This is a genomic window from bacterium, assembly GCA_036524115.1.
Taxonomy (GTDB): domain Bacteria; phylum JAUVQV01; class JAUVQV01; order JAUVQV01; family DATDCY01; genus DATDCY01.
Map to the genome: position 1 here is coordinate 44,269 of DATDCY010000279.1, position 13,878 is coordinate 58,146.

Genomic DNA, 13,878 nt, shown 5'->3' on the forward strand with positions numbered 1-13,878 from the left:
CCGCCGGCCGGGAGGTGATCCTTCAGAGTGCCTGTTCCGTCGAAGAAGCCTGCGAGAGCGCCCTCTGGCCCGTCGGGCCTGGCGCGCGTCGCCGTCGCCGCCCACTGCCTCGTCGTCGCCGTGGCGGCGGTGCTCGCCCTCTGGCGACCCGCGCCGGTCGAGGAACGCATCGAGGGCCCGCTCCTCGACCTGCGCTTCCACGCGCGCAACGCCTGGTGGCAGCTCACGGGGGCCGACGCCGACTGGCGCCGGCGGCCGCGCGCGGGCGGCGGCTCGGCGACCCAGTCCCCGCGCGTCGTCGTCGTCGCGATCGACAAGGCGAGCGAGGACCGCTACGGCGCCTGGCCCTGGCACTCCGTGCGCATCAGCGCGCTGCTCCAGAGGATCGCCGGCGGCGGGCCGCGGGCGATCGCGCTCGCGCTCGCCCCGCCCGGGGAGGGCGAGCCGTGGGAGGACCGCAGCTTCGTCGAGGCGCTCTCGGGGCTGCGCGGCCGGATCGCGGTCGGCGTCGACTTCAGGACCGGGACGGCGCGCGCGGGCGAGGACCCGGCATGGCTCGGCGAGTCGGTGATCACGCGCGTCGAGCAGCCGCGGCTGCTCGAGCCGCTGGAGGCCGCGGGCCCGCTGCCGGGGTACGGGCCGGCCGCGCGGGCCGCGTCGGTGGGTCACGCGCGCTACGAGCGCGACGGCAGGGGCGTGGCGCGCCGGGAGATCCTCTACCTGCGCTACGACGGCGCCTTGGTCCCGTCGCTCGCCCTGCAGGCCGCGCGCCTCGCCGAGGGGCTGCCGGCCGGCGCGGTGGGGATCCGCGGAGACGGGTCTGTCTCGTTGGGCGGCACGACGATCCCCGCCGACCGGCGCGGGCGGCTCACCGTCAACTACTACGGCCCCGAGGGGTCGCTGCCGCGATACGCGGCGACGGCGGTCCTCGAGGGCGACACGGACCCCGGCGCCTTCGAGGGCGCGGTCGTCTTCGTCGGCACGACCGGCATCGCCTCGTACGACCTCGTCGGGACCCCGTTCACGGACGAGCTGCCCGACGTGGAGCGCAGCGCCACCGTCGCGGCGAACATCCTCCGCCGCGACTTCCGCCGCGAGGCCTCCCCGGGCCTCAACGTCCTGGTGGTGCTCGCCGCGGGCGCCGCTGTCCCCCTGCTCTGCCGCGGGCGCCGCGGCGCGCTCTCGCTGCTGGCCCTGGCCGCGCTGGCGGCGGCGCTCGCCGCCGGCGCCACCGGGCTCTTCCTGCGCGGGGTCGACGTGGCGCTGTGCTATCCGCTCGCGCTCGTCCTGGCCACCGGTGGCGCGACCGTCGCGCGCCAGTTCCAGGCGCAGCGGCGGGTTGCGCGCCGCATGCGGGGGCTGTTCTCGAGCTACGTCACCGAGCGCGTCGTCGAGCGGCTCATCGCGGACCCGGCGATGGCGCGGCTCGGCGGGGAGCGCCGCGAGGTGTCCATCCTCTTCGCGGACATCCGGGGCTTCACCGGCTTCTCCGAGAAACACCCGCCCGAGCGCGTCGTCGCGACGCTCAACGAGTACCTCGGGGCCATGACCGAGGTCGTCTTCCGCTGGGAGGGGACCCTCGACAAGTTCATCGGGGACACCATCCTCGCCTTCTGGGGCGCGCCGCTGCCGCAGGAGGACCACGCCGAGCGCGCGCTGCGCTGCGCCCTGCACCTGTGCTCCCGGCTCGACCGGCTCAACGCCGCGTGGACCGCGGCGGGACGGCCTCCGCTCGAGATCGGCATCGGGGTGACCAGCGGCACCGTGCTCGTGGGCAACATCGGCGCCGAGGGCAAGAAGATGGACTACACCGTCATCGGCGACCAGGTGAACCTCTGCTCGCGCGTCGAGGAGCTGACGAAGCCGCTGCGCGCCCGGATCCTCATCGCGGCGGGCACGTTCGAACGCCTGCGACCGCTGCTCGCAGGCCGGGGCTTCGGGCACGTCGTCCTCGAGGGCCCCGTGCAGGTCGCCGTCAAGGGCAGGGAGGAAGCCGTCGGCGTCTACCGCGTCACGCCGCGGGACCACGGCGAGCCGTCCGAGGTCATCGGCGGGGGCGACGTGCCGCAACCCGGGGGGTGAGGGCCCGCTTCCGCTTTGTCTTCGCCTGGCGCCTGTGCTACGGTACGGGCAGTGTCTTTCCGACAACGAAGGAGGCAACCGACCATGCTTGAGACTCGCCCCGCCGCGCGACGCACGTTGATCGCGCTCCTGCCGGCCCTGGCCATGCCCGCCGTGGCCGCCGCCCAGTGCCCGTCCGCCGAGCAGGTGAACGCCAATATTCTCGAGGTCTTCAAGCGCCCGGGGATCGAGGTCAGGAAGGTCTCCCCCTCGCCCGCCAAGGGCCTGTGCGAGGTCATCGTCTACTTCCAGGGCAAACCGAACGCGCTCTACGTCGACGCGGCCGGCGGCTTCTTCGTCACCGGCCACCTCATCGACGTCAAGAACGGCAGGGACGTCACCGAGGAGACGCTCTCCGCGCTCAACAGCCTTTCCCCCGAGGACATGAAGAAGGTCGAGGGCCTGGTCGCGATGACGGTCGGCACGAAGGGGCCGGTCGTCTACTTCGTGACCGACCCCCAGTGACCGTACTGCAAGAGGGCCGGTGCGGCCCTCAGGGAGCTGGCCGACAAGGGCGAGGTGCAGGTGAAGGTGCTGCTCTTCCCGCTGGCAATGCACAAGGGCGCGCGCGAGCAGTGCGTCGCGGCGTACTGCGACAAGAAGAGCTTCGAGGAGCTCGAGAACGGCTACACGTCCGACAACCAGTGCGCGGCGGGGGCGAAGCTCGTCGACGACACCATCGCCCTGCTCTCGTCGAAGGGGGTCTCCGGGACGCCGACGTACCTCTTTGCGGACGGGCGCTACCAGTCGGGCGTGCTCGAGGCTGACGGCCTGCGCCAGCGCCTCGGGCTCGCGACGGCGCCCAAGCCCCCCGCCGAGGGGGCGCCCCCGGCGCCGAAGAAGCCGGCCGCCCCGCCGAAGAAGTAACCGGCGACGGCGCGGCCGCGGCGGCCGCGATTCAGAGAAGCCGCGCGAGGGCCTCCTCGAACGCCCTGATGGTGTAGGGCTTGGGGATGAACGCGGCGAAGCCCGCCCCCGGCCAGTCGGCGACGGCGGGGTGGTCCACGTGCCCGCTCGAGAGCGCCGCGCGCACCCCCGGGTCGATCTCGCGCAGCCGCGCGAGCGCCTCGGGCCCGCCGAGGCCGCCGGGGACCGTCAGGTCGAGCACGACGGCGTCGAACGACCGCCCCGCCTCGAGCGCGATCTGGTACTGCACGATGGCCTCTGCGCCCGAGCGCGCCAGCGTCGCTGCGTAACCCAGGCGCCGGAGCACCGCGCCCGCCATGTCGAGGACCAGCGGCTCGTCGTCCATCACGAGCACGCGCCCCTTCGCGGGCCCCTCCGGCGCGCGCTCCTCCGGCCCGGAAATGGACTGCCCCCCCGGCCCGCCCGCGCCCTCCGGCGCCGGCTCCTCGTCCTCCTCCTCTTCCTCGTCCGGCTCGCGGGCAGACTCCGGCAGGTAGACCGAGACCGTCGTGCCCGTGGCGGGGCTGGACTCCGCGGTCATCGTCCCGCCGTGGTTGCGCACGATCGAGAAGCTGACGGCCAGACCGAGCCCGCGGCCCTTCACGGTGTCCATCTCCTTGGTCGAGAAGTAGGGATCGAAGATCCGGGAGAGGTGGTCGCGCTCGATGCCGCTGCCGCAGTCGTGGAAGTCCAGGCGCAGGTAGCGGCCGGCCGGGAGCCCCTCGATCCCGCCCTCGGCGACCTGGAGGGCACGCGCGCCCACCCGCAGCTCCCCGCCGCCGGGCATCGCCTCGCGCGCGTTCTGCACGAGGTTGTGGATCACCTGCCGCATCTGCCCCTCGTCGAACTCGACCGCGGGAAGGTCCTCCGGCAGATCGAAGACGCAGGAGACGTTGGACCCGGTCGCCGCGAACGAGACGGTCTCCCGCAGCGTGCGCGCGATGCTGGCGACGCGCTTGACGGGGTGCCCGCCCTTGGAGAAGGTGATCAGCTGGCGCGTGAGGTCCCCCGCGCGCAGCGCCGCCTCCGAGGCGTGGTCGAGGGCCTCCGCCGCGTCGGGAATCGTCCCGGCGAAGAGCCGCGCCAGGTCGAGGTTCCCGAGGATGATCGTGAGCAGGTTGTTGAAGTCGTGCGCCAGGCCGCCGGCGAGCACGCCGATGGACTCGAGCTTCTGCGCCCGGATCCGCTCCTCCTCGAGGCGGCGCTGCGCCGCGAGGTCGGTGGTGATGCCGACCATCGCGATGGGGCGGCCCGCGTCGTCGCGGACGAGCGAGGCGGTCAGCCAGAAGGCAGCGCGCTGCCCGTCCTTCGTCCCGGTAACCTCGCCGGCCCAGGAGCCGGCCCGCATGATCCCGGGCATGATCATGCTCGCGACCCGCTCCGGGAACTGGTGCATCTCGGCCACCCCCCTGCCGATGTACGCGCCGGGGTCGGGGCCCCACGTCGTGCGGCCCGCGGGGTTGACGTAGAGGATCCGGCCGTCGAGCCCGACGATGTAGAAGCCCTCCGCGGCGCCCTCCACCGCCGCGGCGAACAGGCGCAGGCGGTCCTCGTTGCGGGTGCGATCCGTCACGTCGCGCAGCAGGGCGCACGTCCAGAGCCGCCCGCCGCGCTCCACGGCCGACATCGCCAGCTCCATCGGGAAGCTCTCGCCGTCGCTGCGCCTGCCCTGGGTGACGAGGCGCCGTCCGGCGGGCACGCCCCGCCCGCCGCCCAGCCATGCGCGGTGCTCTGCGGCCAGGTCCCCGGCCTTGTCCGGGGGGACGAGCAACGCAATGGCCTCGCGCCCGAGCACGTCCGCCGCGGGGTGACCGAATATCCGCTCCGCCGCCGTGTTCCAGTAGCGCACCCGTCCCTCCGGATCGAGCATCACGATCGCGTCCGGCACCGCCGCGGCGATCGACGCGAGCAGCCCCTGGCTCTCGCGCAGCTCGGCGTCAGCCCGCGCGCGTCCTGCGGCCTCCGCCTCCAGGCGCGCATGGCTGAGCGTCAGGTCGTGCCGTAGCGCGATCTCCTGCGCGATGCGCCGCCGGTTCAGCCAGTTCACGAGGACGAGCGCGCCGAGGAACGCCGCGAACAGGACGACCTCCACGGCGGTGGAGCCGCCGGGAAGCGGCGCGCCGGGGAAGAGCATCGGGCCCACATACGCGGCGAACGTGGCGCCGGCGACCGCGGAGGCGACCGCCGGGCCGGCCGGGACCAGCCCCAGGACCGTGACCGCCACGAGCACCAGGCCGATCACGTACGGCGACTCATGCCCGCCGAACTCCAGGATCATCGCCTCGAGGACGGCGACGGACGCCAGCACTCCCAGGAGGATCGCCGCCCGGACCGTCGCCCGGGGCCGCGGCCGTCGCAGGAAGAGCCCCACGGCGACGAGCCAGGCCGAGACCGCGCACCGGTAGGCGAGGAAGCGCAGCGCGCGCCCCGGGACGGCGTAAAAATCGAGCGGGCCGAGCGCCAGGCACATGGCGGCCCCGATGAAGGCCGTCCGGGCCGCCCACTCCTGGACGATCCGGTCGAGTTCCCGTCGGACGCCGGCCGACTTCTGTTCCACGGTCGCTACGGCGGGTCAGAAGCTGAAGTCGAAGGCCTTCGGGTCCACGCGCGCCTTCCGCAGCACCGCGAAAGTCGGGGCGAAGTCCATCCCCGTGGTGGCGACGAAGCCCTTGCAGCCGAAGGCGCGCCTCGCCGCCTCCGCCTTCTCGCCCGTGTCGGCCTCGAGTCCGAGGAGGGCCTTCGCGATCAGCGCGCCGACCTTCTCGAACACCACCGGCGGCATGATGAACGTGTTGTCCGGGTGCTCCTCGGCGCCGGAGCCGACGAGCGCGAGGCCCGGGCGCTCCGTCGGCGAGAACACCGTGCTCTTGACCACCGCGTAGTCGGCCGTCCCGGCGGCCACCGCCTCCAGCGCCGCCTGGTGCGAAGCCACCGGCACCGGCGTCCACACGCTCTCGGGCGCGTCCCCCGGCGCGAGCAGGCCGCGGAGGAAGACCTCGCCCGCGGAGGCCAGCGGCGTGAACGCAACGCGCCTGCCCCTGAGATCGTCGACCCCGCCGAACGGCTTCGTGCCCTCCTTCGCGACGATGGAGGCGTGATAGGTGGACCCGCCGTTCGCGGCCAGCGGCCGGGCGACCGGCTTCGCGAGCCCCTTGGCGATGAAGACCGCGGCGACGAAGGAGCCGGAGAACATGCCCTCGACGTCGCCCTGCTTGAACAGCCGCGCGGCCTCGGGGTAGTCCTTCGCGATGCGCAGCTTGATGTCGCCGAGCAGGGGGTTGACCGAGCGCAGGTACTCGCCGAGCGCCTCGTACCTCGGCCGCTCCTTCTCGGCGTCGAGCGGCGCCATGACGACGAAGTGCAGGGTCTCCGCGGCCCGGGCGGCCGGCGCGGCGGCCAGCGCGAGGCACGCCGCGAGGATCACCATGGCTCTCTTCATCCCACGTCCCTCCCTCGTTGCCCCGTCCGGATCTGCCGTGCGCCCGATGCGCCCATTGTGGCACCGCCCGGGACGACCCTCAAGCCTCGCGAGCCGCAGGGGCAGCGCAATGACTGACGCACATCGTGATAAAATATACCGATAATGTTTGGAATCTACCGCACGCTCCTCGCGCTGCTGGTCGTCACCACCCATCTCTACGGCCTGTTCTTCAACGGGATCTACGCCGTCTTCGGCTTCTACCTGCTCAGCGGGTTCCTCATGACGATGATCATGCACGAGACCTACGGCTACACCCTCCCGGGGCGCTGGCGGTACCTCGTCAACCGCTTCCTGCGGATCTTCCCGCCGTACTGGGCGGCCATCGCGCTCACCGTCGTCCTGATCCTCGTCTTCGGCGAGGGCGCGCTCACCCGCTTCCACCGGGCGATCTATCTGCCGCGCACGGCCGGGGAGATCCTGCGCAACGTCTTCCTGGTCTTCCAGAAGGACTCGCTGCCCCGCCTCTCCCCCGCGACCTGGGCGCTGACCGTGGAGCTCACCTACTACCTGCTGATCTGCCTGGGGATCAGCGCCACCAGGAGGCGCGCCGGCGCGTGGGCGGCCGCCAGCGTCCTGTACACGGCGGGCGCGCTGGCCTTCGCGAAGAGGGGCAGCCTGCCGGCGCTGACCTACTCGAGCATCCTCGCGGGCTCGCTGCCGTTCTCGCTGGGGAGCTTCCTGTACTTCGTGGCGCGCGAGCGCAGGTTCGAGGGGCTCTTCCGCAGGAGCCTGCTGCTGCGCCCGGAGGCGCTGACGGTCGCGCTGCTCGCCAACATGACGCTCTTCACCGCCCTGGCGCGCGCGAAGAAGTCCTACACGATGCTCGGCTTCACCCACGGACTGTACGTGAACCTGGCCATCGTCCTGCTCCTGACGCTGAGCCTCTTCCACGGCAAGGGGTACGCGGGCACCTCGGCGCGCTGGGACAAGGCCATCGGGGACTTCAGCTACCCGGTCTACCTGCTCCACTGGCAGACGGGCTTCCTCACCTCGATCGCCGTCGTGGGCCGGCCGTTCCACGGGTTCGGCGGGAGAGGCCTCCAGAACCTCCTGGTCGCGATTCCCGCCGTCCTCCTCCTCTCCTTCCTGTTCATCCGCGCGATCGACGGGCCGATCAACCGCCTGCGCCGGCGGGTGAAGGCCGCGGGGGCGGACGAGGGCGGGCGCGCGAAGGGCGAGGCGCCGCTCGCCCCTGCGCCGAGCTCCGCGCAGGGGTGAGCGGCGCGGAGGCGGCGCGTCGTGAGCGGGAGATGACCGCGAAGCGGCGCGTGGCGGCGATCGGCCTCGGCCTCGCCGGCGCGATCCTGCTCGCCTACCTGCCGGTCCTCGGCAACGGTTTCGTCAACTTCGACGATTACGCCTACCTCTGGGACGGCAGCCTCGTCAGGGACGGCCTCAGCGCCCGGGGCCTCGTCTGGGCGTTCACGACCACCCACGCGGGCAACTGGCACCCGCTCACGTGGCTCTCGCACATGGCGGACGTGCAGGCCTTCGGCATGGACGCGCGCTGGCACCACGGGGCCAGCCTGGCACTGCACGCCGCCAACGCCGTGCTCCTCTTCCTCGGGCTGCGCTCGCTGACGGGGGCGACCCGGGCCAGCGCGGTCGTCGCCGCGCTCTTCGGCCTCCACCCGCTCCACGTCGAGGCCGTCGCCTGGACGTCCGAGCGCAAGGAGCTGCTCTGCACCTTCTTCTGGCTGCTCGCCGCCGGCGCCTACGTGCGACAGGTGCGCCGGCCGCGGCCCTTCGGCGGTGTGCCGGCGTTCGCACTCCTCGCGCTCGCGCTGCTCGCCAAGCCGATGGCCGTCACGGCACCCCTTGTCTTCCTCCTGCTCGATTTCTGGCCCCTGGGTCGCCTCGCGGGACTGGCGCAGGGCAATCCGCGCGGGCAACGCGTCACACGCCTCCTCCTCGAGAAGGCGCCGCTGTTTGCGCTCGCCGGCGCCGCCGCGATCGTCACCTACCTCGTCCAGTCCGGCTCGGGGGCCATCCGCTCCATGGAGAGGCTCCCGCTGGGGCTGCGCGTCGCGAACGCGGCCGTGAGCACCGCCGGCTATGCGCTGCAGGCGCTCCTGCCGCGGGACCTGGCGGTGTTCTATCCACACCCCATGGGGGGGCTCGACTTCGGGAAGGCCCTCGCGGCGGCGGTCGCGCTGGCGGCCGTGACGGCGCTCGTCCTCGCGCGCGCCCGGCGCGCGCCGCACCTGGCCTGGGGGTGGTGCCTGTTCCTGGTCACGCTGGCGCCCGTCATCGGCATCGTCCAGGCCGGAGGGCAGGGAATGGCCGACCGCTACACCTACGTCCCGCTGACGGGTCTGTTCGTCGCGGCGGTCTGGGGCGTCCGCGGGCTGCCGGGGCGGGCGCCGGCCGCCGGAAGGCTGCTGGCGCCGGCCGTCGCGGCCGCCCTGCTCGGGTGCGCGGCGCTGACGTGGCGCCAGGCGTCGTACTGGCGCGACAGCGTCACCCTCTACGAACGGGCGCTGGCCGTCACCCCGCCGAGCTGGATCGTGGTCAACAGCCTCGCGACGGCCTGGTACGAGCGGGGCGACCTGGCGCGGGCGGAGCGGCAGTACCGGCGCGCCCTCGGGCTCCAGCCGCGCAGCCCGGAGTCGCTGGTGAGCCTCGGCATCATCCTGGCGCGGACCGGCCGCGTGCAGGAGGCCGACGGCTATTTCCAGGCCGCGATGCTCGCGGACCCGAAGTACCCCAAGGCGCGCCTGAACTACGGGCTCGCCCTGGCGTGGAAGGGCCGGGGCGCGGAGGCGCTCGTCCAGCTGCGCGAGGCGGTGCGCCTGGACGCCGCCTACGCCGAGGGGCGCCTGGCCCTCGGGACTGCGCTCGAGGCCGCCGGAATCGCGCAGGAGGCGTCGGCGCAGCTGCGGGAGGCCTTCAGCCGCGATCCCGGCCTCATCGCGCGCAAGGGGGAATACGAGCAGCTCCTGCGCCGGGCCTTTCCGCGCCGGGACGACGGGGGCGTCCCGGCTCCTTGAATCCATCCGTGATCGGCGACGCACCTTGACCCCGATGCCGGAGAAGCGGCCGCTCAGTCGCTCCCTGCCCTGGCTGCTGCTTGCGATCGTGGCCGTCGGGACGCTCCTGCGCCTCCCGGGGCTCCGGACCGAGCTGTGGTTCGACGAACTCTGGTCGCTCCTGCGTGTCGCGTCCTTCCGCTCCCCGGCGGAGGTCTTCACGAACTTCCCCAGCGCGACGAATCACCACCTCGTTTCCCTCTGGCTCTGGCTGCTCGGGCCGGACCGCGCGTGGTGGAGTTACCGCATCCCATCGCTGGTCGCCGGCGTCGGGGCCGTGCTGCTGGCGGCGCGCCTGGGCCTGCGCCGCTCGCCGCGGGCCGCCCTGTGGTGCGCGGGGATTCTCGCCTTCTCGCACGTGATGATCCTCTACTCGACCGAGGCCCGCGGCTATGCCCTGGCCTGCTTCTTCGCGCTGCTGGCGTGGGAGCGCCTCGAGACATACTTCGAGAGGCACTCCGTCGCCGCCCTGGCGGGGTACTGGGCGGCGTGCATCCTCGGCGCCCTGGCGCATCCCACGTTCCTCTCGGCCGCCGTCGGCCTGGCGCTCTGGTCGGCCGCCGTCCTGATGCTGCCGGAGAGACGCTGGCGCGGCGCGCTCCGGTTCGTCGCGCTGCAGGGCGTGCCGGCGCTCTTCGCCGCGACCTGGTACTGGCTCGAGCTGCGCCAGGTCTCGGATGCGGGGGGCGTCGCCGTCTCGTTCTGGGACGCCCTGCGCGGGCGCGCCGGCGACCTGCTCGGGGTCGGCGACCTGCCCGCGCTCCAGACGGCGGCTGCCGTCCTGCTCGGCGTCGCGACCCTGGCGGCCCTCATCCGCCTGGCCCTGGCGCGGGACCTGCGCTGGCTGCTCTACGCCGGGGCCTGCGCGATCGGTCCCGCGATCGTCGCGGCCCTCAACGAGCAGTCGCTGCGCTTCCCCCGCTACTACCTCGTTCCCGCCGGTTTTCTGTCCGTGCTGCTCGGCACTGAAATCGCGCGCTCCTGGGACCGGAGGCACGTCCGGCCGGCCCTCGTCCTCCTGGCCGTGGCGTGGGTGGCCGCAAACGCCTGGCAGACCTGGGTCTTCGCGCGCGACGGCCGCGGCCACTATCTCGAGGCCGTGCGCTACATGGACGAGCGCAGCCCGGGGGCTCCCTTCCGCTTCGCTTCGATGGGTGACACGCGCGCCGAGGTGCTCGTGGGGTACTACCGGCGCTACCTGCCGCCGCACCGCCAGCCGCGCTTCGTGCGCGGCCGCGACCTGGTGACGGTTGCACCGGAGTGGTTCCTCAACCACCTGGTCCCCGACGAGCAGGCGATGATGGCCCCGGTCGTCCAGTTCGGACCGGTCCGGTACCGGCTGCTCGCCTCGTTCCCCAGCTCGCGCCTGTCCGGCTTCCGGGAGGGCGTCTATCTGCGCGCCGACCTGCCCACGCCATGACGGCGACCGCGCGGCGCTCGTGCCGCCATTGACAGCCCGCCGGCGGACCGCTACATAGCCGGGGCATGCGCGGATCCCGCTGGCTGGCCGGAGTCCTGCTCGGCGTCCTCGCCGTCGGTGTCTACCTGCCCGCCATCGTCCAGGGCGGATGGATCTGGGATGACGACTTCTACGTCACGAAGAACGAGCACCTCGACGGGGCGGCGGGCCTCGCCGACATCTGGCTTGACCGCCGCTCCACGCCCCAGTACTACCCGCTCGTCTTCACGACCTTCTGGGTCGAGAAGCGCCTCTGGGGGCTCGCGCCCGCCGGCTATCACGCCGTCAACGTCCTGATCCACGCAGCCGCCGCGGTGCTCGCCTGGCTGGCGCTCCGGCGCCTCTCGCTGCCCGCGGCCTGGGTCGCGGCGGCGGTCTTCGCGCTGCACCCCGTGCAGGTGGAGTCCGTCGCCTGGGTCACCGAGCGCAAGAACGTCCTCTCGGGACTCTGCTATTTCGGCTCCTTCCTCGCCTACCTGCGCTTCTCGCCGCCGGATCGGGAGGAAGCGCCGCCGGCCCGCCGCTGGCGCTTCTTCGCCCTCGCCTTCCTGCTCTTTCTCGGCGCGCTGCTCGCCAAGAGCGTGACGAGCACCCTGCCCGCGGCGATCCTGCTCGCGCTGTGGTGGAAGCGCGGCCGTCTCGCGCCGCGCGACGTGCTTCCCCTGGTCCCCTTCTTCCTCGCCGGGGCGCTCCTCGGCGCGAACACGGCCTGGCTCGAGAAGTACAAGGTCGGCACCCACGGACCGGAGTGGGCGCTCTCCGCCCTCCAGCGCACGCTGATCGCCGGCCGCGCGGTCTGGTTCTACGCGGGCAAGCTCCTCTGGCCCCATCCGCTCACGTTCATCTACCCGCGCTGGCCGGTGGCCGCCCCGGCGTGGTGGTGGTACCTCTACCCGGCCGCGGCGGCGGCCCTGGTGGCCGCCCTCTGGCGCCTGCGCGGGCGCATCGGCCGCGGGCCCCTCGCGGCCGCCCTCTTCTTCGGCGGGACGCTGCTTCCGGCTCTCGGCTTCGTCAACTTCTACCCGATGCGCTACTCCTTCGTCGCCGACCACTTCCAGTACCTCGCCAGCCTGGGGCCGATCGCGCTGCTCGTCGGCGGCGCCGCCTGGCTGCTCCAGCGCCGCGCGCCGGGCCACCCGCGCCTGCCCGCCGCCGCGGCGACACTGCTGCTGGCCGTCCTCGCGACCCTCACCTGGCGGCAGGCCGGGATCTACCGCGACGAGGAGACGCTCTGGCGCGACACCGTCGCGAAGGACCCCGGCTCGCCGCTCGCGAACTTGAGCCTGGGGAACCTGCGCTTCGCCGCGGGCGACCTGGCCGCCGCCAGGCGCCACTTCGAACTGGCGCTGGTCGACAAGCCCGACTTCGCGCAGGCCTGGCACAACCTCGGCATGATCGTCGGCCGCGAAGGGGACCTTGCGGGGGCGGCCCGCGACTTCGACCAGGCGATCCGTTTCAACCCGTACTTCGCGGAGGCGTACGAGAACCTCGGCGTCGCGCGCGGCATGCAGGGCGACCACGCGCGGGCCGCCGCCGCCTTCGAGAGGTCCGTCGCGCTCAAGCCGGAGGCGCCCGGCGCCTGGCTCAACCTCGCGCGCTCCTACGAGCGGCTCGGCCGGGCGGCCGACGCCGTGGCGACCCTGCGCGCGGCGCGCGAGCGCTTCCCCGGCGATGCCGCCGTGCTGCAGCGACTGCGGGAGGCGGCGCACCGATGACCCGGCCGCGCCCGACGGCGCCCGGACGGCCCCTGTCGAGCGCTCGTGCCGTCGCTGCCCTGCTCGCCGCGGCGACCCTGGCCGCGTTCCTGCCGCTGCTCGACGCCGGTTTCATCAACCTCGACGACCCGACCTACGTGACCGAGAATGCGCACGTGCGGGACGGCTGGAGCGCCGCGGCCGCGCGCTGGGCACTGACCGGCTTCGATGCGGCCAACTGGCACCCGCTCACCTGGGCCTCGCACCTGACCGACGTCTGGCTCTTCGGGCTGCGGCCGGCGGGCCACCACGCCACGAGCCTCGGGCTTCACGCCCTTGCCGCGGCGCTGCTGGCGCTTGCACTGGCGCGCCTGACGGGCCGCGTCTGGCCTGGGACGCTCGCCGCGGCGCTCTTCGCGCTGCACCCGCTGCGCGTCGAGTCCGTTGCCTGGGTCGCCGAGCGCAAGGACGTCCTCGCCGGCCTCCTCGGCGCGGCCACGCTCCTGCTGTACGCGCGACACGTGCGCCGCCCCTCGCCGCGGCGGCTGGTCGCGGTGACCGCCGCCTTCGCGCTCGGGCTCATGGCCAAGCCGACGCTGGTCACCCTCCCGCTGCTCCTGCTGCTGCTGGACTGGTGGCCGCTGGGGCGGCTGCGCGCCGCTTCGACCGCGCCGCGCGCCCGCCTCATCCTGGAGAAGGCGCCGCTGCTGGCGCTGTCGGCGGCCTCCTGCGTCGTCACCTACCTGGCGCAGGCGCGGCAGGGGGCCATGGTCGGGGCCGAAGTCTTTCCCATCGGCGACCGTGCGCTCAACGCGCTGTCGTCGTACGGCGCCTACCTCGGCAAGACCCTCTGGCCGGCCGCCCTCGCGCCGTTCTATCCGCACCGCGGCGCAGGCCTGGCGCCCGCAACGGCCCTCCTGCTTGCAACGCTGCTGGCCGGGATCTGCGCCGCGGCCTGGACGCTGCGGCGGCGGTGCCCCTGGCTCCTCTGCGGCTGGCTCTGGTTTCTCGGGGCGCTCGTCCCCATGATCGGCCTGGTGCAGGTCGGCCTCCAGGGAATGGCGGACCGCTACACCTACCTCCCCTCGATCGGTCTGGCCCTGGCGTCGTCGTGGGCGCTGCTGCCTCCCGGGGCGGGGGGCGGGCGCGCCGGCGCGGCCCGCACGGCGGCAGCCGCGGTCGTCCTCG

General features: G+C 73.5%; 10 protein-coding genes. 8 read left to right on the forward strand and 2 right to left on the reverse strand.

The window, feature by feature from the left end:
- Positions 1–27: 27 nt before the first annotated feature.
- From VI078_13455 to VI078_13465, 3 genes are all read left to right on the forward strand, one after another.
- Positions 28–2,082 carry an adenylate/guanylate cyclase domain-containing protein gene (locus VI078_13455; GenBank protein HEY6000290.1) on the forward strand — a complete coding sequence of 685 codons (2,055 nt, stop codon included), beginning with the start codon at positions 28–30 and terminating at the stop codon, positions 2,080–2,082.
- An 84-nt stretch (positions 2,083–2,166) separates the two neighbouring features.
- Entirely contained in the window at positions 2,167–2,586 is a 420-nt protein-coding gene (locus tag VI078_13460) for a disulfide isomerase DsbC N-terminal domain-containing protein (protein ID HEY6000291.1), read from the forward strand.
- A 54-nt stretch (positions 2,587–2,640) separates the two neighbouring features.
- Positions 2,641–2,988 carry a hypothetical protein gene (locus VI078_13465; protein ID HEY6000292.1) on the forward strand — a complete coding sequence of 116 codons (348 nt, stop codon included), beginning with the start codon at positions 2,641–2,643 and terminating at the stop codon, positions 2,986–2,988.
- Positions 2,989–3,019: 31 nt separating this feature from the next.
- On the opposite strand, the gene VI078_13470 is transcribed toward VI078_13465, so the two are convergent.
- Positions 3,020–5,584 carry a PAS domain S-box protein gene (locus tag VI078_13470; protein HEY6000293.1) on the reverse strand — a complete coding sequence of 855 codons (2,565 nt, stop codon included), beginning with the start codon at positions 5,582–5,584 and terminating at the stop codon, positions 3,020–3,022.
- A gap of 15 nt (positions 5,585–5,599) precedes the next feature.
- The gene (locus VI078_13475; protein HEY6000294.1) at positions 5,600–6,466 is read right to left on the reverse strand and encodes a PhnD/SsuA/transferrin family substrate-binding protein; all 867 of its coding nucleotides are present in this window, start codon (positions 6,464–6,466) and stop codon (positions 5,600–5,602) included.
- A 144-nt stretch (positions 6,467–6,610) separates the two neighbouring features.
- Here VI078_13475 and VI078_13480 point away from each other — a divergent pair, with 144 nt between their 5' ends.
- From VI078_13480 to VI078_13500, 5 genes are all read left to right on the forward strand, one after another.
- On the forward strand, positions 6,611–7,726 hold the full coding sequence (locus VI078_13480) for an acyltransferase (GenBank protein ID HEY6000295.1): 1,116 nt from the start codon (positions 6,611–6,613) through the stop codon (positions 7,724–7,726).
- 32 nt (positions 7,727–7,758) lie between these two features.
- Positions 7,759–9,498, forward strand: a complete 1,740-nt coding sequence (locus tag VI078_13485; protein HEY6000296.1) for a tetratricopeptide repeat protein — start codon at positions 7,759–7,761, stop codon at positions 9,496–9,498.
- Positions 9,499–9,532: 34 nt separating this feature from the next.
- On the forward strand, positions 9,533–10,957 hold the full coding sequence (locus VI078_13490; protein HEY6000297.1) for a hypothetical protein: 1,425 nt from the start codon (positions 9,533–9,535) through the stop codon (positions 10,955–10,957).
- 65 nt (positions 10,958–11,022) lie between these two features.
- Positions 11,023–12,711 carry a tetratricopeptide repeat protein gene (locus VI078_13495; protein HEY6000298.1) on the forward strand — a complete coding sequence of 563 codons (1,689 nt, stop codon included), beginning with the start codon at positions 11,023–11,025 and terminating at the stop codon, positions 12,709–12,711.
- A partial coding sequence (locus VI078_13500) for a hypothetical protein (GenBank protein ID HEY6000299.1) occupies positions 12,708–13,878 on the forward strand: 1,171 nt, incomplete at its 3' end. The genes VI078_13495 and VI078_13500, both read left to right, overlap by 4 nt.